This window comes from Arthrobacter sp. Y-9 (genome assembly GCF_029690065.1).
Classification (GTDB): Bacteria; Actinomycetota; Actinomycetes; order Actinomycetales; family Micrococcaceae; genus Arthrobacter_E.
In genome coordinates, this window is the sequence record NZ_CP121463.1 from 1505005 (window position 1) to 1523756 (window position 18752).

At 68.0% G+C, this 18752-nt stretch carries 16 protein-coding genes; all 16 read left to right on the forward strand.

Annotated elements, in window-relative coordinates; translation table 11 throughout:
• Positions 1–8 precede the first annotated feature (8 nt).
• The 16 genes from murF (at position 9) to dnaE (ending at position 18736) form a co-directional block, all read left to right on the forward strand.
• Positions 9–1508 (forward strand): UDP-N-acetylmuramoyl-tripeptide--D-alanyl-D-alanine ligase, encoded by a 1500-nt coding sequence (murF, locus tag P9849_RS06625; protein ID WP_278268851.1) that lies wholly within the window; start codon positions 9–11, stop codon positions 1506–1508.
• The gene (gene mraY, locus P9849_RS06630) at positions 1505–2611 is read left to right on the forward strand and encodes a phospho-N-acetylmuramoyl-pentapeptide-transferase (protein WP_278268852.1); all 1107 of its coding nucleotides are present in this window, start codon (positions 1505–1507) and stop codon (positions 2609–2611) included. The genes murF and mraY overlap by 4 nt, the downstream gene beginning before the upstream one ends.
• Positions 2608–4140 (forward strand): UDP-N-acetylmuramoyl-L-alanine--D-glutamate ligase, encoded by a 1533-nt coding sequence (gene murD / locus P9849_RS06635; RefSeq protein WP_278268853.1) that lies wholly within the window; start codon positions 2608–2610, stop codon positions 4138–4140. The genes mraY and murD overlap by 4 nt, the downstream gene beginning before the upstream one ends.
• 3 nt (positions 4141–4143) lie before the next feature.
• Entirely contained in the window at positions 4144–5484 is a 1341-nt protein-coding gene (gene ftsW / locus P9849_RS06640; protein ID WP_278268854.1) for a putative lipid II flippase FtsW, read from the forward strand.
• A complete protein-coding gene (murG, locus tag P9849_RS06645) occupies positions 5481–6584 on the forward strand; it encodes an undecaprenyldiphospho-muramoylpentapeptide beta-N-acetylglucosaminyltransferase (RefSeq protein WP_278268855.1) in 1104 nt (367 codons plus the stop codon). The genes ftsW and murG overlap by 4 nt, the downstream gene beginning before the upstream one ends.
• Positions 6581–7972, forward strand: a complete 1392-nt coding sequence (murC, locus tag P9849_RS06650; protein WP_278268856.1) for a UDP-N-acetylmuramate--L-alanine ligase — start codon at positions 6581–6583, stop codon at positions 7970–7972. Before murG ends, murC begins: the two co-directional genes overlap by 4 nt.
• Positions 7965–8726, forward strand: coding sequence for a cell division protein FtsQ/DivIB (locus P9849_RS06655; protein ID WP_278268857.1), 762 nt, complete (start codon positions 7965–7967; stop codon positions 8724–8726). Before murC ends, P9849_RS06655 begins: the two co-directional genes overlap by 8 nt.
• 168 nt (positions 8727–8894) lie before the next feature.
• Complete coding sequence (gene ftsZ, locus P9849_RS06660) at positions 8895–10085, forward strand: cell division protein FtsZ (protein WP_066215459.1); 1191 nt, start codon at positions 8895–8897, stop codon at positions 10083–10085.
• Positions 10086–10171: 86 nt separating this feature from the next.
• Positions 10172–10867, forward strand: coding sequence for a polyphenol oxidase family protein (locus P9849_RS06665; RefSeq protein WP_278268858.1), 696 nt, complete (start codon positions 10172–10174; stop codon positions 10865–10867).
• On the forward strand, positions 10864–11616 hold the full coding sequence (locus P9849_RS06670; protein WP_278268859.1) for a YggS family pyridoxal phosphate-dependent enzyme: 753 nt from the start codon (positions 10864–10866) through the stop codon (positions 11614–11616). Before P9849_RS06665 ends, P9849_RS06670 begins: the two co-directional genes overlap by 4 nt.
• Positions 11617–11701: 85 nt before the next feature.
• Positions 11702–12244 carry a cell division protein SepF gene (gene sepF, locus P9849_RS06675; protein ID WP_278268860.1) on the forward strand — a complete coding sequence of 181 codons (543 nt, stop codon included), beginning with the start codon at positions 11702–11704 and terminating at the stop codon, positions 12242–12244.
• Between the two features lie 54 nt (positions 12245–12298).
• Positions 12299–12586: a YggT family protein gene (locus P9849_RS06680; protein WP_278268861.1), complete on the forward strand. Its 288-nt coding sequence runs from the start codon at positions 12299–12301 to the stop codon at positions 12584–12586.
• A 162-nt stretch (positions 12587–12748) separates the two neighbouring features.
• Complete coding sequence (locus P9849_RS06685) at positions 12749–13396, forward strand: DivIVA domain-containing protein (protein WP_278268862.1); 648 nt, start codon at positions 12749–12751, stop codon at positions 13394–13396.
• Between the two features lie 137 nt (positions 13397–13533).
• Positions 13534–14172, forward strand: a complete 639-nt coding sequence (gene lspA, locus P9849_RS06690) for a signal peptidase II (RefSeq protein WP_278268863.1) — start codon at positions 13534–13536, stop codon at positions 14170–14172.
• Positions 14169–15128: an RluA family pseudouridine synthase gene (locus tag P9849_RS06695; RefSeq protein ID WP_278268864.1), complete on the forward strand. Its 960-nt coding sequence runs from the start codon at positions 14169–14171 to the stop codon at positions 15126–15128. Before lspA ends, P9849_RS06695 begins: the two co-directional genes overlap by 4 nt.
• Before the next feature lie 104 nt (positions 15129–15232).
• The gene (gene dnaE, locus P9849_RS06700; protein WP_278269119.1) at positions 15233–18736 is read left to right on the forward strand and encodes a DNA polymerase III subunit alpha; all 3504 of its coding nucleotides are present in this window, start codon (positions 15233–15235) and stop codon (positions 18734–18736) included.
• Positions 18737–18752: the final 16 nt, after the last annotated feature.

The window sequence follows — 18752 nt, forward strand, 5'->3', positions numbered from 1 at the left end:
TACACGAGATGATTGACTTCACAGCGGCTGAAATCGCCCAGATCACGGGCGGCGAACTGGCCGCCAATCCCCATCTGACACCGGCGTCCGTCGTCACCGACTCACGGGAGGCGGGCCCTGGTTCGCTGTACGTGGCGAAGGCGGGTGAACAGGCCGATGGGCACGACTTCATCGCCTCCGCGTTCGCCGCCGGAGCGGTCCTGACCCTCGCCGAACGGCTCGTGACCGACGGGGACGGACTCCCGTACCCGAGCGTGATCGTCCCGGACGCCGTCCTCGCCATGGGCGCGCTGGCCGCGGCCGCCGTCGAGCGCATCCGGCAGGCCCGTGAGCAGCGCGGCGACGAGTTCTCCGTGGTCGGCATCACCGGCTCCGCGGGCAAGACCACCACCAAGGACCTGCTGGCAGGCATCCTGTCGGGCCAGGGTCCCACGGTGGCGCCGCAGGGTTCCTACAACGGTGAGGTGGGCGTCCCCCTCACGGTCTTCCAGGCGACCGTGGACACGCGGTACCTCGTGATCGAGATGGGCGCCACGGGCATCGGCCACATCCAGTACCTGTGCGGCATGGTCCGCCCCGAGGTCGGCGTGGTCCTCTGTGTCGGAACGGCCCACGCGGGCGAGTTCGGCGGCGTGGAGAACATCGCGATCGCCAAGGGCGAGCTCGCCGAGGCGATCCCCGCGGACGGCACAGTGATCCTCAACCTCGATGACCACCGCGTCGCCGCCATGCGGGACCGCGCCGTGGCGCCGGTCCTGGGCTTCAGCGCGGACGGCTCCGCAGTTGCCGGCCTCCGGGCCCAGAACCTCACGCTGGACGACGCCGGCCAGCCGGTATTCGACGCGCACTTCCCGGACGGGTCCACCCACAGGGTCACGTCTCAGCTGATCGGCCTCCACCATGTGAACAACCTCCTGGCCGCGGCTGCCGCCGCCTTCGCCCTGGGCGTTCGCCCGGAGGACATCGCCGCGTCGCTCAGCGCTCAGAAGGCCTCGAGCCGCTGGCGGATGGAGCGCACCGAGCGCCCCGACGGCGTCACGGTGATCAACGACGCGTACAACGCCAATCCCGAATCGATGCGTGCCGCGCTGAAGACCCTCGCCCAGCTGGGCCGGGAGCGCCGGACCTGGGCCGTGCTCGGAGCCATGCTGGAACTCGGCGAGGACTCGATCCGCGAGCACACCGCCGTCGGCACCCAGGTGGTGCGCCTGAACATCGACCAGCTTCTGGTGGTCGGCCAGGAGGCGCGGGCACTCTACATCTCCGCCATCAACGAGGGCTCGTGGGGGAGCGAGGCGCTGTTCGCCGCGGACCTCGACGAGGCCGAGGCGATCCTCGCCGAGCAGCTGCTCCCGGGCGATCTGGTGCTCTTCAAATCGTCGAATGGCGTTGGCCTGAGGCATCTGGGTGATCGGATAGCATTACGGGGACAGGCCACTTCCGCTGCGCCCGCGTCCTCCTCGACGCATGGACCGACGCTCGGCGGGGAAGGGAGCGAACAGCTGTGATTGCCCTGTTGACCGGCGCTGGAATGGCGCTCCTGTTCTCCCTGGTGGGAACTCCTGCCTTCATCCGTCTCCTGGTGAAGCGCGGCTACGGCCAGATCATCCGCGACGACGGACCCACCTCGCACCACACCAAGCGCGGCACCCCGACCATGGGCGGCGCCGTGTGGGTCGTCTCCGTGGTCCTCGCCTACTTCCTGACCCATCTGCTGATGTGGATCATGAACCCGCACACGAGCGGCCCGACGGCGTCGGGCCTGCTCCTGCTCGGCCTCACCGTGGGCATGGGCCTGGTCGGGTTCCTCGATGACTTCAAGAAGATCTCCCGGCAGCAGAGCCTCGGGCTGACACCCAAGGGCAAGCTCATCCTGCAAGGGGTGGTGGGCATCAGCTTCGCGCTCCTCGCCCTGGCGTTCCCGGACGAGAACGGTCTGACCCCGGCCTCGTACAACATCTCCCTGGTCCGCGACATCCCGTGGCTGAACCTGGCCTTCGGGGGGACCATCGTGGGCGCGGTGCTGTTCGTGATCTGGTCCAACTTCTTGGTCACCGCGGCGTCCAACGGCGTGAATCTCACGGACGGCCTCGACGGCCTCGCGTCCGGCGCCGCCATCATGGTCTTCGGCGCCTACATCCTCATCGGCATCTGGCAGCGCAAGTACGCCTGCCCCGTCGTCGATCCGGGCGTGCCGTGCTACGAGGTGCGTGACCCGCTGGATCTGAGCATCCTGGCGGCCATCATGAGCGCCGCGCTGGTGGGCTTCCTGTGGTGGAACACCAAACCCGCCAAGATCTTCATGGGTGACACGGGCTCCCTGGCCATCGGCGCCGCCGTCGCCGGCTTCGCCATCCTCACCCGCACCGAACTGCTGCTCGCCCTCATCGGCGGCCTGTTCGTCATCATCTCCCTCTCGGTCATCCTGCAGGTGGGCTACTTCAAGCTCAGCGGCGGCAAGCGCATCTTCAAGATGGCCCCGCTGCAGCACCACTTCGAGCTCAAGGGCTGGCAGGAGACCACCGTGGTGGTCCGCTTCTGGATCCTCGCCGGGCTTTTCGTGGGCCTGGGCCTGTGCGTGTTCTACGCGGATTGGCTGAGCGCACCGTGACCGCCGCACAGAATCCAGCACTGGCCGAGCGCCTCGACTCCCTGCGCTCCTGGGACGCCGACTGGTCCGGGCTGCGCGTGGTCGTGACCGGCATCGGGGTCTCCGGCTTCGCGGCCGCGGACACGCTCATCGAACTCGGAGCCCACGTGGTGGTGGTCGACTCGGCCACCTCGGACACCGCGCGGGCCCAGGCCGACACGCTCAAGATCGTCGGCGCCGTGGACGTGCTGCTCGGCCCGGACGCCGTGGAGCATCTGCCGCTCGTCAATGGTGAGCCGGCGGAACTCGTGGTCACCTCGCCCGGCTGGCGGCCCGATCAGGCGCTGCTGGCCGAAGCGGCCCGCCGCCATGTGGCGGTCTGGGGCGACATCGAACTCGCGTGGCGCGTCTCGGTCCGTGAAGGACGTAAGACCCCCGAGTGGGTCGCGATCACCGGCACCAACGGCAAGACCACCACGGTCGGCATGACTGAGTCCATCCTGCAGGCCGCCGGGCTCAAGGCCATCGCGGTCGGCAATGTCGGCACTCCCGTGCTGGACGCGCTGCGTGATCCGGTCGAGTACGACGTGTTCGCCGTCGAGCTCTCCAGCTTCCAGCTGCACTGGAGCGAGTCGCTGTCGCCGCTGGCGAGCGTCTGCCTCAATGTGGCCGAGGACCATGTGGACTGGCACGGCTCGTACGAGTCGTATCTGGCCGACAAGGCCAAGATCTACCGCAACACCAAAGTCGCCGCGATCTACAACGCCGAGCAGTGGGAGACCGAGGCGATGGTGGAGGAGGCCGACGTCGTCGAGGGCTGCCGCGCGATCGCCTTCACCACCGGCTCGCCGGGACTGAGCATGGTGGGCGTGGTCGAGGACCTTCTGGTGGACCGCGCCTTCATCGAGGAACGCCGGAACTCGGCTCAGGAGCTCGCATCGCTGGCCGATCTGGGCCCGGTGGCTCCCCGCCATATGGTGGCCAACGCCCTGGCGGCCGCCGCGCTGGCGCGGGCTGCCGGCGTCGCGCCGGAAGCGGTCCGCAAGGGTCTGCAGGACTACCTGCCCGGCAGCCATCGCATCCAGGCCGTGGCGAAGCAGGACGGGATCCTCTGGATCAACGACTCCAAGGCCACGAATCCGCACGCCGCGGACGCTGCCCTGTCCTCCTTCAAGAACGTCATCTGGATCGCCGGAGGCCTGGCCAAGGGCGTCCAGTACGACGAACTCGTGCTGGCTCACCGCGACCGGCTCAAGGCCGTGGTCCTGATCGGCGCCGAAAGCCGCGAGCTGCGGGAGGCTCTGGCGCGCCAGAGCCCCGACACCCCGGTCCTGGACACCCTGGACCAGGCCGCGGCCGACGACGGCGACTCCGCCATGCGCCGTGCCGTCACCATGGCGCGGGGCCAGGCGGCTTCGGGGGACACGGTCCTGCTGGCTCCCGCCTCCGCCTCCATGGATCAATTCGTTTCCTATGCCCACCGCGGCCAGGCCTTCATCGACGCGGTCCGCGACGTCGTTCTCGGTCAGGCGGGCGAAACCGAGGAGTAGGCCGTGCAGAACACGCCTCAGCAAGCCACCGGATGGTGGCCCCGCGTCCGGAACAGCCTGGACTCCTTGTTCCGACGGATCGAAGGACGCGGCGCCGCCGGCAACTCGGCGTATTACCTGATCCTGGGATCGACGATCGCCCTGACCGCCATCGGCATCCTCATGGTCGTCTCGGCCTCCAGTGTGGAGTCGATCGCCCAGGGTGAGTCCCCGTATGCGAACGGCCTCAAGCAGGGCGTGGTGGGCGTGCTCGGGTTCGTCGTGATGATGCTGATCTCGCGCAGCAACGTGAAGTTCTGGCACCGGATCGCGTGGCCCGCTTATTTCCTGGCCGTCGCCCTCCTGCTGGCGCTCTTCGTGGTCGGCACCAAGGTCAACGGCAACCTGAACTGGATCAACATCGGCGGGTTCTCCTTGCAGCCCTCGGAGGCCGCCAAGCTCGCCATGGCGGTCTGGCTGGCCCACGTGCTCTTCCGCAAGGAGAAGCTGCTGGATCAGTGGAAGCACGTCTACATCCCGGCGGTCATCTTCGGCGGCGTGATCGTGGGCATCGTGATGGTGCAGCATGACCTCGGCACCGCGTTGATCCTGATGTCCATCCTCTTCTCGGCGCTGTTCTTCGCCGGGGTGAATTTCCGCATCCTGGGCGGCTTCGGACTCCTCCTGATCGGCCTCGCCGGAATGGCGGCCCTGACGAGCGGCAACCGCATGTGCCGTGTCACCACGTGGGTGACGGGCCAGGCGTGCAGTGAGGACTACGACTCCGCATACCAGAGCACGAACGGACTCTTCGGGCTGGCGTCCGGCGGTCTGCTCGGCACGGGTCTGGGCCAGAGCCGCCAGAAGTACTCCTGGATCCCTGAGGCCCACAACGACTTCATCTTCGCCATCATCGGCGAGGAGCTGGGCCTGGTGGGCGCGGTCGTGGTCCTCGTGCTGTTCGCCGTGCTCGGCATCAACATCTACCGCGTGGTCATCCGCCAGGAGCAACTGTTCCACCGGGTGCTCGGCGGCTCCATCATGGTCTGGATCCTCGGCCAGGCCACGGTGAACATGGCGATGGTGACGGGTCTCCTGCCGGTCATCGGCGTTCCGCTTCCGTTGATCTCGTACGGAGGTTCGGCGCTCCTGATGACGCTGATCGCCATCGGCGTGGTGCTCTCCCTCGCCCGGGACTCGGATCAGTCGCCGAACGCCAAGGGCAAAGGCGTGACGGGAAGCTCCGGCTCGGCACGGAAGGGACTCCGCCTGCCGGCCCGGCCCGGGAAGCCGAAACCCCGCACTCCCAGGAAGCCCACTACCGACCGAGCGTCCCGCACACAGGAAAGAGTCTCCCGATCGTGAACACCCCGTCGTCCTTGTCCGTGGTCATCGCCGGTGGCGGCACCACAGGGCACATCAGCCCCATGCTCGCGGTGGCCGACGCCCTGAGGGCGCGACACCCGGAAGCCCGGGTGGTGGCGGTCGGGACGGCCAGCGGGATGGAGACCCGGCTGGTCCCGGAAGCCGGGTATGAGCTGAAGACCATCGACCGCGTCCCCCTGCCGCGGAAGCCGTCCGCCGATCTGCTGCGCCTGCCGGGCCGTCTGCTCGGCGCCGTGAAGCAGGCGCGCGCCATCCTGCGTGACGCGCAGGCGGACGTGCTGTTCGGCGTCGGCGGCTATGTGTGCACTCCGATGTATCTCGCCGCGCGTCAGCTGGGCATCCCCGTGGTGGTCCACGAAGCCAATGTGCGTCCGGGCCTGGCGAACCGCGTGGGCGCCCTGTTCGCGGCCGCCACCGGCACGGCATTCCGGGAGACCCGGCTCAAGGGCTCCCGTCACGTCGGCATGCCGATGCGCCGGCAGATCGCCCAGCTGGACCGCGAGTCCGCCCGGTCCGCCGCGCGGGAGGCGCTCGGCCTGGACCAGGACCGTCCGACGCTGATCGTGACCGGTGGGTCCTCCGGGGCGCAGAGCATCAACACCGTAATCTCGCAGAGCCTCCCGGCCCTGGCCGCGGCGGGGATCCAGACGCTGCACATCACCGGCCGGGGGAAGTCCGTCCTGGACGCTTCGGGCGCGCCTCTCACCGCGGAGGGATACCGCCAGGTCGAGTATGTGGACGGCATGGAGAACGTCTATGCCGCAGCGGATCTGCTGCTGTGCCGCAGTGGCGCCGGGACGGTGTGCGAGGTGTCCGCGGTCGGAGTGCCGGCCGTCTTCGTGCCGCTGCCGATCGGCAACGGTGAGCAGGCGCTCAACGCTGCTGGGCTCGTCGACGCCGGAGGCGCCCTGCTGGTGAAGGACGCAGACCTGGACACCGTGTTCCTCGAAGGCACGGTCATCCCGCTCGTGCAGGACGCGGAGGCGCTGCGGACCATGGCCGCGGTGGCGCGCCTGCAGGGCATCCGCGATGCGGACGAACGTGTGACAGACATGATGGTGGAGGCAGCACGAGTATGAGTACCCCTGACCTGAGCTTTGCAGGCACGCCGGTGGAGCAGCCGGTGCATTTCATCGGGATCGGCGGAGTGGGCATGTCCGCCGTCGCCCGCATCATGGTGGCCCGTGGAGTCGCCGTGTCCGGTTCGGATGCCAAGGACCTTCCCGTGATGCGGGACCTGGAGGCGCAGGGCGCCCGGATCGCCGTCGGCTATGACGCCGCGAACCTGGGCGACGCCCGCACGGTGGTGGCGGGCTCCGCCATCCGCGCCGACAACCCGGAGCTCCTGGCCGCGCGGGAGGCGGGGCTGCCCGTCCTGCACCGTTCCCAGGCGCTGGCCGCGCTCATGGGGCAGGACCGCGTGGTCACGGTGGCCGGCACGCATGGCAAGACCACGACCACCTCGATGATCACGGTCCTTCTCAAGGGCATCGGCCTGGACCCGAGCTACGCGATCGGCGCTGCGGTGCCGGCGCTCGGCGTCAATGCCGCGAGCGGCGCGGACGACGTGTTCGTGGCCGAGGCGGATGAGTCGGACGGCTCCTTCCTGAATTACGCGCCGCGCATCGCCGTGGTCACCAATGTCGAGGCGGACCACCTCGACCACTACGGCACGGCCGAGGCCGTGTACCAGGCGTTCGACGACTTCACGGCCCTGCTGCCCGCGGACGGCCTCCTGGTGGTCTGCGCGGACGACGACGGCGCCGCCGCCCTGGCGGACCGCGTCACCGCACGGGGCAGCACCCGGGTCCTGCGCTACGGCGCGTCGGAACGGGCCGAGCTGCGCCTGCTCGGCACGGATCAGGCTCCGTCGGTGCGCGTGGGAGAGCAGGAGTTCCCGCTCGAGCTCGCCGTCCCGGGCCGGCATAACCAGCTGAACGCGCTGGCCGCGCTCGGCGTCGCGCTGGAGCTGGGCATCAACGCCGAGGACGCGCTGCACGCCCTGAAGGGATTCCGTGGCGCCGCGCGCCGCTTCGAGCTCAAGGGCGAGGCCCGCGGGGTCAAGGTCTATGACGACTACGCCCACCACCCGACGGAGGTCCGTGCGGCGCTGACCGCCGCCCGGAGCGTCGCAGGGGAGCACCGCCTGCACGTCCTCTTCCAGCCCCACTTGTTCTCCCGCACCCGGGAGTTCGCGCAGGAGTTCGCGGACAGCCTGCGCCTGGCGGACACCGCGGTGGTGCTGGACATCTATCCGGCCCGTGAGGATCCCATCGAAGGCGTCACGAGCCGGCTCATCACCGATCCGCTGGGCACCGAGCCGAGTCCCGCGGGCGCCCCTGCGCTCGAGGCACTGCTGGCGACGGCCCAGGAGGGGGACATCGTCCTGACGGTCGGCGCCGGTGACGTGACCGCCTACGGTGATCAGATCCTCGAGGCACTGTCCGCGAAGGACTCCGATGGCTGAGCAGCGCACCGGAGGAGCGGGGGAGGGCGTCGCGGACGTCCTCGCCTTCCCCGAGCCGCCCCGTCTCCGTCGGCGCAGGAATCTTCTGATCATGCTGGGCGCCGTGGTGGCCGTCATCGCGCTGGTCATGCTGGTGGCGGTGTACAGCCCGGTCCTGGCGCTCAAGGACGTCTCGGTCCGCGGGACCAAGATCGTGGACGCGCAGCTGGTTCAGGAGAAGCTGAAGCCCCTGAACGGCAAGCCGCTGCCGCAGATCAGTCACGATGACGTGGAGCGGCTCCTGCAGCCCGTGGTCCAGATCAAGTCGTGGGACATGCACTTCCGGCCGCCGAACACGCTGGTGCTCGACGTCGTCGAGCGGGCGCCCGTGGCGGTCCTCAAGAAAGCCGCGGGGCTGAGCCTGGTGGACGCGGAGGGCACGCCGCTCGCCGCCGTCAAGGATCCGGGGGCCGCGAAGCTGCCGCTGGTGGACGGCACGGACAAGAAGATGTCGGCGGACGTGTTCGCCACGGTCACTTCGGTCCTGGGCACCCTTCCGCCGTCGGTGCTGGCGCAGTTGTCGGATGCGACCGCTTCCTCGGTCGATTCCGTCACCCTCAACTTGAAGGATGGGCGCAAGGTCATCTGGGGCAATGCGGAGGACCGGGAGCTGAAGTCCAAGGTCCTTCAGGCGCTGCTCAAGATGCCTGAGGACCCCGAGAACCCGGTGCGCACGTTCGACGTGAGCGCCCCAAGGCACCCGGTCACCAAGTGACTTCCCCGGCGGACTTGGGCGACACGCGCGCCGGGGTCATTGATTGTGGGCAGTGCAGCACATACCGTCAAAGACAGAGTTACTTGACATAACTATAACCCTCAACTAGAGGGTTAAGGTTTGGGTTGAGAGCAGACATCGTAAGAAACTACCCAAGGGGCACGTAACGTGGCAGCACCGCAGAATTACTTGGCCGTCATCAAGGTCGTCGGCATCGGCGGCGGTGGCGTGAATGCCGTCAACCGGATGATTGACGTTGGGCTGCGCGGTGTGGAATTCATCGCCATCAACACCGATGCCCAGGCGCTCCTCATGAGTGACGCGGACGTCAAGCTCGACGTCGGGCGCGAACTCACCCGCGGTCTCGGCGCCGGCGCCAACCCCGATGTCGGACGCCAGGCGGCCGAGGACCACTCGGACGAGATCGAAGAAGTGCTCCGCGGCGCGGACATGGTCTTCGTGACCGCAGGCGAGGGCGGCGGCACCGGCACCGGTGGCGCTCCCGTGGTGGCGCGCATCGCCCGTTCGCTCGGCGCCCTGACCATCGGTGTGGTCACCCGTCCGTTCACCTTCGAGGGGAAGCGCCGTGCCACGAGCGCCGAGAACGGCATCGACGCGCTGCGCGACGAGGTCGACACCCTCATCGTCATCCCGAACGACCGCCTGCTCTCCATCAGCGACCGCAACGTCTCCGTCCTGGACGCCTTCCGCTCCGCGGACCAGGTGCTGCTCTCCGGTGTTCAGGGCATCACGGACCTCATCACGACCCCGGGTCTGATCAACCTCGACTTCGCCGACGTGAAGTCGGTCATGCAGGGCGCCGGTTCGGCTCTCATGGGCATCGGCTCGGCCCGCGGCGATGACCGTGCGGTCAAGGCCGCGGAGCTGGCCATCGCCTCGCCGCTGCTCGAAGCGTCGATCGACGGCGCGCACGGCGTGCTCCTCTCCATCCAGGGTGGCAGCGACCTCGGTCTGTTCGAGATCAACGAGGCCGCCCGTCTGGTCCAGGAGGTCGCGCACCCCGAGGCCAACATCATCTTCGGCGCCGTCATCGATGACGCCCTCGGTGACGAGGCCCGCGTCACGGTCATCGCGGCCGGTTTCGACGATGTCCAGGCGACTTCGCCGTCCCTGGAGAGCAAGCCCGCCGTGCCGGCTCAGGAGCCCGCTCCCGCGCAGCCTGCCCAGCGACCCGCGGCCGCTGCTCCGGCCGCCACCCCGGCGGCAGGCCTCAGCGCCTGGGGCCAGCGCTCCTCCAGCCCCGTGAAGGAGCCGGACTTCCAGGCCGAGCTGCCGACCGTCGTCGAGCCCGACCTCAGCAGTGGCGGCGAGCTGGACGTTCCGGACTTCCTCAAGTAGGCCGGCACGACTGAACTGAGGACAGGGACCCGCAGGCCACCGGCTTGCGGGTCCCTGTCCATGAGGACCTGAGGAAAGGACCAGCGATGTTCGCCTGGCAGGCGGAACTGATCCCGGGCGTGCGGGGCGCCTTCACCAGCACGGAGGCCGGGAATCTGGCGTTCCACGTCGGCGACGACGCGGAGGCCGTGCGCGTGAACCGCTCGGCGCTCGAGGAACGGCTCGGCACCGGCCCGGTGCAGTACATGTCCCAGGTGCACGGCAAGGACGTGACCGTGGTCGGCGCCGTGAGCCAGGGGGCCGACGCGCCGGTGGCCGACGGCCTGGTCTCGCGGGGACTGCCGCTGGCCGTCATGGTCGCCGATTGCGTCCCGGTCCTGCTGGCCGGCGACGGCGACGGCGCACCCGTGCTGGCCGCGGTCCATGCCGGCCGTCCCGGCCTCGCCGCGGGCGTGGTGCCCGCGGCGCTGGAGACCATGCGCCGCCTTGGCGCCCGTGACATCAAAGCCTGGCTGGGCCCGAGCGTCTGCGGTCGCTGCTATGAGGTTCCGTCCGCGCTCCGGGACGAGGTGGCGGACGTGGTCCCCGCCACCTTCGCCGAAACGAGCTGGGGGACCCCCGCCCTGGATCTGCCGGCCGGTGTGAGCTCGCAGCTCGCGGCCGAGGGCGTCCCCGTGCTGTACCGCGGGGAGTGCACGATGGAGAATGACAATCTGTACTCGCATCGGCGGGCCCCTGGTGAGGGGCGACTGGCGGGACTGATCTGGTGGGAGAACGCATGAACACCCAATCGGCTGTCGACGGCGCGCCGCAGGACGAGCGGACCGCTGAACTGGCCGCCCGGCTGGAGCGGGTCCGCCGGCGGATCGAGGACGCCTCCCGCCAAGCGGCGCGGGAGAAGCCCGAGCTGATCGTGGTCACCAAGTTCCATCCCGCCGAGGACGTCCGGCGCCTGTATTCTCTGGGCGTGCGGGAGGTCGGTGAGAACCGGGATCAGGAAGCCTCGGCGAAGGCGGCTGAGCTGGAGGACCTTGAAGGGCTCAGCTGGCACTTCATCGGCCAGTTGCAGAGCAACAAGGCCCGCTCCGTGGTGCGCTATGCGTCCGCCGTGCATTCCGTGGACCGTGAGTCCATCGCCTCCGCCCTCTCGCGGGCGGTGCTGGCGGAGCGTGAGAACCACGGCCGCGCCGATCTCGACGTGCTGCTGCAGGTCAACCTCGACCCGGCCGCCGAGGAGCAGACGCGGCGCGGGGGAGCGCTTCCGGCAAGCCTGCCGGCTCTGGCGGACCAGGTCGCTTCCCTCGAGGGCCTGCGCCTGCGGGGTCTCATGGCCGTCGCCCCGCTGGGGGCGGACCCGCGGCCGGCCTTCGAATGGCTCCACGCGCTGTCCGGCGAGCTGCGGGCGTCCCACCCGGAGGCGACGCTCCTGTCCGCGGGCATGAGCCACGACCTCGAGGACGCCATCGCCTGTGGCGCGACACACCTGAGGATTGGCACAGATGTCCTCGGTCCGCGTCCCCCGATGGGGTAGCGTCGAAGGGACGGGGAGTCCGGGCTCTGTTGCCCATCAAGGATTCCAGTGCCGGCCACGCAGATACTAGGAACGGAGTCGATCCATGGCCAGCTTCATGCAGAAGACCATGCTTTATCTCGGCCTCACGGACGCGGATGAGCATCTCGATGCCGAGCACGCCAAGTTGCCTTCGCGTCCCGCAGAAGGATCCCAGCATCACGAGGCCGAGGAGCGTGAAGGCTCGCCGTTCGAAGAACGGCCAGCCGCGAAGCCGCAGGCAGTCCGGGAGGCGCCTGCTGAGACGGAATACCGCGCGCCCGTCACACCCATCAAGCGTATCGCCCCCGTTCGAGACGAGCCAGCAGACTTGCGACAGATCACCACCATCCACCCCCGTTCCTACAACGACGCCAAGGTCATCGGCGAGAGCTTCCGTGATGGAATCCCCGTGATCATGAACGTCACCGACATGGGCGAGGCCGATGCCAAGCGCCTGGTGGACTTCTCCGCCGGTCTGGTCTTCGGTCTGCACGGCAGCATCGAGCGCGTCACCAGCAAGGTGTTCCTGCTCTCCCCGTCGTTCGTGGAGGTGCTGGGCGAGGACAAGAAGTCCGAGTCCCAGGCCAGCTTCTTCAACCAGAGCTGAACCCCTGAGCGGGTACAGTGACCAGATGACCACACCAGACGGAAGGGCCGCTTGATGGGCCTGTTGTTCGCCCTGATCTACATCGCCTTCCTGCTGTTCATGGTCGCTCTGCTGGTCAGGCTTGTCATCGACTGGGTGCAGGTCTTCGCCCGGCACTGGCGGCCGCGCGGTGCGGCCCTGGTGGTGGCGAGCATCGTGTATTCGATCACAGACCCGCCCCTGAAGTTCCTCCGGAGGCTCATTCCGCCTCTGCGGCTGGGTAATGTGTCCTTGGATCTCGCCTTCATCGTGCTGTTCATCGTGGTGAGCATCGCTATGGCAATATCCAGCAGTTTCGCGTAGTTTCAGATCAGTCCAGGCAACGTCTCCGGTGAACCCGGTGACGTTCAGGTGGGCTGCGGCTTCAGTCCACATGATGGACGATTCGAGCCGCGCGCCCACTTTAGGTAACGTAGTCGTCAGGGCCATTCGCTCTACGACGAAAAGAACCAATGAGGTGACCAGATGGCTTTGACGCCAGAAGACGTTGTCAACAAGCGCTTTCAGCCGACGAAGTTCCGTGAGGGATACGACCAGGATGAGGTCGATGACTTCCTTGACGAGATCGTCGTGGAGCTCCGCCGTCTGACCCAGGAGAACGAGGAGCTCCGCAAGGAGCTCGCCGCCAAGGGCGGGGACGTTGTCGTGGTGGAGTCCGTGACGGAGGAGACCACCGCCGCTGCCGCGGAGGAGGCGCCGAAGCCGGAGCCCGTGAGGGAGGAAGCGCCGAAGGCCGCTCCCGCCGTCGCGGAGCCCGCTCCTGTCACGTCCGCCATCCCGGCTTCCGCGGAGTCCGCGGCCGGCCTGCTCGCCATGGCGCAGCAGATGCACGACAAGCACGTCGCCGACGGTGCCGCTCAGCGTGACAAGATCATCGCCGAGGCTCAGATCGAGGCGAGCACCCTGGTCAACGACGCTCAGGAGAAGTCCCGTCAGGTGCTCGGTGTTCTGGAGCAGCAGCGCTCCGTCCTCGAGCGCAAGGTGGACCAGCTGCGTGGCTTCGAGCGCGACTACCGCAGCCGCCTGAAGACCTACATCGAGGGTCAGCTCCGCGACCTCGAATCCCGTGGGTCCGTGGCCGCTGAGAACAGCGAACAGGGCTCCGAGAGCTGATTTCGCACGGCATTCAGGCCGGTGACCGGATTTCCGGTCACCGGCCTTGCCGTGTCATGACCGGGTGGGCGCCCCCCACCCGTGGCGGGACCGCACGGGTCCTGCCGAACCGTGTGAACCCCCGAGGATGTGACCCCATGAGCACCAGGCCCCATGAACCCAGGCCCGAGGAGCAGGGACCGGAGCCCGAGGACCGCGAGGCTGCGCCGGCCGTGACCGGAGAGCAGGACGGTGGCGCGAGCCGTTCCGGCGTGCGCAAGGCCGTGATCGGCCTCTTCGCCGCAGCGGCCGTGTTCGCCTACGCCCTGGACCAGCTGAGCAAGTTCTGGGTCAGCACCACCATGGAGGAGGGGGAGCGCATCGCGGTCCTGCCGCCCGTGCTGCACTGGTACTACATCCGGAATTCCGGGGCCGCGTTCTCCATCGGAGAGAACTTCACCTGGGTGTTCACCATCATCATGGCGTGTGTCTCGATCGCGGTCCTGATCTTCATCCGCCGGGTGGGCTCGCTCTGGTGGGGCCTGGCCCTCGGATTCCTGCTGGGCGGCGCCCTGGGCAATCTGACGGACCGCCTCTTCCGGCCGCCGTCCTTCGGCATGGGTCACGTCGTGGACTTCATCCAGCTGCCCAACTTCGCCATTTTCAACATCGCGGACTCGGCCGTCGTGTGCGCCGTCTCGATCATCGTGATTCTGACGCTGCGCGGGATCGGCGCGGACGGCCGCAGACTGTCCTCGGCCAAGAGCGACGATGACGCCGAAGGGGACCGTTCATGAGCGGCGCACCGGAATCCGGCACGACGACGGCGGCGGAGCGGTCCGTCGTCGTGCCGGAGGAGTATGCGGGCAAGAGGGTCGACGCCGCGCTGGCGGCGCTGCTGGACCTCTCCCGTTCAGCGGCCGCCCAGGCCGTGGCCGAAGGGCGCGTGAGCGTGGACGGCGCCGTCCCGGCGAAGTCCCTGAAGCTGTCCGCGGGCCAGACCGTGGTGGTGCGGCCCTCTGAGAAGCGTGACCCGCTGGAAGTGGTGGTGGAGAAAGTGGACGGACTGGAGATCCTGCTTGATGACGAGGACTTCGTCGTGGTGGACAAGCCTGTGGGCGTCGCCGCCCACCCCTCCCCGGGCTGGGTGGGGCCGACCGTCGTCGGCGGTCTGGCCGGCGCCGGGTACCGGATCTCCACGTCCGGGGCGCCTGAGCGCGCCGGGATCGTGCACCGTCTGGATGTCGGGACGAGCGGGGTCATGGTAGTCGCCAAGACCGAACATGCCTACACCCTCCTCAAACGGGCCTTCAAGGAGCGGACGGTGGACAAGGTCTATCACACGGTCGTCCAGGGCCTGCCGGACCCTCTGAAGGGCACGATCGACGCCCCCATCGGCCGCCACCCCGGTCACGATTGGCGCTTCGCCGTGATCGAGGACGGCCGTCCCTCGGTGACGCACTATGAGGTGCTGGAGGCGTTCGGCCGGGCCAGCCTGCTGGAGGTGCACCTGGAGACGGGGCGCACCCACCAGATCCGCGTGCACTTCTCTGCGCTCCGGCACCCCTGCGCCGGGGACCTGACGTATGGTGCGGACCCCCGTCTCGCGGCCGAGCTCGGCCTCACGCGCCAGTGGCTGCACGCCAAGGAACTGAGCTTCGATCACCCGCGCACCGGGGAACGCATCACGGTGTCCAGCGAGTACCCCGAGGACCTGGCCTACGCGCTGGAGCGGCTCCGCGACGGACTCTGATCCGGCGGGCGTCGTGCCACGCACCAGCGGGGCTCGGCGCGTAGGATGGATGGGTGGCAAATCAGGATTCCTTCGTCCATCTGCACACTCACACCGAATACTCCATGCTGGACGGTGCGGCCAAGCTGGGGGAGCTCTTCGCCGAGACCAATCGGCTGGAGATGCCCGCCCTGGCGATCACGGACCACGGCTATCTTTTCGGTGCCCACGACTTCTGGAAGAAGGCCAAGGACGCCGGCGTGAAGCCGATCATCGGCGTCGAGGCGTACGTGGCGCCGGGGACCCACCGCACCGACAAGAGCAGGGTGCGCTGGGGTGATGAGAGCCAGCGCAGCGACGATGTCTCCGGTGGTGGCGCGTACACCCACATGACGCTCCTGAGCTACAACAACACCGGCATGCGGAACCTGTTCCGGGCCTCGTCGATCGCCTCCCTGGACTCCGTGTTCGGCAAGTGGCCGCGCCTGGACCGCGAACTGCTGAACACCTACGCCGAGGGTCTGATCGCCACCACGGGCTGCCCGTCGGGCGAGGTCCAGACGCGCCTGCGGCTGGGCCAGTACCGGGAGGCCCTTGAGGCCGCCGCCGAATTCCGGGACATCTTCGGCAAGGAGAACTACTACTGCGAGCTCATGGACCACGGGCTGTCCATCGAGACCAGGATCCGCGAGGATCTGCTGCGGCTGGCGAAAGACCTGGATCTTCCGCTCGTGGCCACCAATGACCTCCACTACACGCATCAGCACGACGCCAAGGCGCACGAGGCGCTGCTGGCCATCCAGTCCGGCTCCACCCTGCTGGAACCGAGCTATGACGAGGGCGGCTCGCGCTTCGCCTTCTCCGGCACCGGCTACTATTTGAAGTCGCCGCGGGAGATGCGGGAGCTGTTCCGCGACCTCCCCGACGCCTGCGACAACACCCTCCTCATCGCCGAGCGCTGTGAAGTGGGCTTCGAGCACAACAACTACATGCCGAAGTTCCCCTGCCCGCCCGGCGAGAACGAGGACTCGTGGCTCGTGAAGGAAGTGGAGAAGGGCCTCCACTACCGGTACCCCAAGGGCATCCCGGACGACGTCCGCAAGCAGGCGGAGTACGAGCTCGGCATCATCACCAGCATGGGCTTCCCCGGCTACTTCCTCGTGGTGGCCGACTTCATCAACTGGGCCAAGGACCATGGCATCCGGGTGGGACCGGGCCGAGGCTCCGGCGCCGGCTCCATGGTGGCCTACGCTCTGCGCATCACGGACCTCGATCCGCTGCGCCACGGTCTGATCTTCGAACGCTTCCTGAACCCGGACCGCGTCTCGATGCCCGACTTCGACGTCGACTTCGATGATCGCCGCCGTCCCGAGGTCATCGAGTACGTGACCCGGAAGTACGGCGACGAGCGCGTCTCCATGATCGTCACCTACGGCACCATCAAGACCAAGCAGGCGCTGAAGGACTCCTCGCGCGTGCTCGGGTACCCCTTCAGCATGGGGGAGACCCTGACCAAGGCGCTGCCGCCTGCGGTGATGGCCAAGGACATCCCGCTCAAGGACATCGAGGACCCCAAGGCCAAGCGGTACAGCGAGGCCGGGGACTTCCGGGAACTGCTGAAGACGGATCCGGAGGCCGCCAAGGTCTTCGAGACGGCGCTCGGCCTGGAAGGCCTGAAGCGGCAATGGGGCGTGCACGCCGCCGGCGTCATCATGTCCTCGGACCCGATCATCGACGTCGTGCCCATCATGCGCCGCATCCAGGACGGCCAGGTCATCACGCAGTTCGATTACCCCACGTGTGAGGGCCTCGGCCTGATCAAGATGGACTTCCTGGGTCTGCGAAATCTGACGATCATCTCGGACGCCATCGAGAACATCAAGCTCAACCGGGGCATCGACCTGGACCTGGAGAAACTGGAACTGGATGACCAGGCCTCCTACGAGCTCCTGGCCCGCGGTGACACCCTCGGCGTCTTCCAGCTCGACGGCGGGCCGATGCGCTCCCTGCTCAAGCTCATGAAGCCTGACAACTTCGAAGACATCTCCGCCGTGCTGGCGCTGTACCGTCCGGGTCCCATGGGCGCCAACGCCCACACCGACTACGCGCTCCGCAAGAACGGCCTCCAGCCGGTGGTCCCGATCCATCCGGAACTCGAGGAGCCCCTCAAGGACATCCTCGGCGGCACCTTCGGCCTGATCGTGTATCAGGAGCAGGTCATGGCCGTGGCCCAGAAGCTCGCGGGCTACTCGCTCGGCCAGGCAGACATCCTCCGCCGCGCCATGGGCAAGAAGAAGAAGGAGGAACTGGACAAGCAGTTCGCCGGCTTCCAGCAGGGCATGCTGGACAACGGCTACTCGGCCGAGGCCGTCAAGACGCTCTGGGACATCCTGCTGCCCTTCTCCGACTACGCCTTCAACAAGGCGCACTCCGCGGCCTACGGCGTGGTCTCCTACTGGACCGCCTACCTCAAGGCCCACTACGCGCCGGAGTACATGGCGGCGCTGCTCACCAGCGTCGGCGATGACAAGGACAAGTCCGCCGTCTACCTCAACGAGTGCCGCCACATGGGCATCACGGTGCTCCCGCCGGACGTCAACGAATCCGCCCTGACCTTCACCCCGGTGGGCAACGACATCCGCTTCGGCATGGGCGCCATCAGGAATGTCGGCGCCAACGTGGTCAACGCGATGGTGGAGACCCGCAAGGAGAAGGGCGCCTTCACCTCGTTCTCGGACTTCCTGCAGAAGGTCCCGGCCGTGGTCTGCAACAAGCGCACCATCGAATCCCTCATCAAGGCGGGCGCTTTCGACTCGATGCCAGGCAACCGCCGCTCGCTCGTGATGATCCACGAAGAGGCCATCGACTCGGTCATCACGCTCAAGCGCAATGAGGCCAACAACCAGTTCGACCTGTTCAGCGCCCTGGACGATGCTTCGCCGGATTCCGGGCTCACCGTGGAGATCCCGGATCTGCCCGAGTGGGAGAAGAAGGACAAGCTGAGCTTCGAGCGTGACATGCTCGGCCTCTACGTCTCGGATCACCCCCTGCAGGGCATGGAGACGGCGCTGAGCGGCCTCGCGGACACGTCGGTGGCGAGTGTGATGAGCGACGACGGCCCGCCCGACGGCGCGATCGTCACCATCGCGGGCATGATCACCTCCCTCAGCCGTCGCGTCGCCAAGTCCAGCGGCAACGCGTACGCCCGGGCGGAGATCGAGGATCTGGGCGGCTCGATCGAGACCATGTTCTTCGGCCAGGTGTACGGGCCCATCGCCACGATCCTCGCGGAGGACCTCATCGTGGTCGTGAAGGGCCGTGTGCAACGGCGCGACGACGGCTCGGTCACCCTGAACTGCATGGAACTGAGCGTGCCAGATCTCAGCCAGGCGGAGGGCAACGGACAGCTGGTCATCAGTCTGCCGACCCACAAGGCCACCGAGGATCTGGTCGGCCGTCTGGGGGAGGTGCTGCGGAGTCACAGCGGCCGCGCCGAGGTGCGGCTCAAGCTGCAGGGCACCCGCAGCATCGAGCTCATGCGGCTGGGCCGGAACTTTGCCGTGGACCCGAACCCGTCCTTGTATGCGGATCTGAAGGTCCTGCTGGGTCCTGCCTGCCTCGACGCCTGACCGTGTGCCGCGGGTG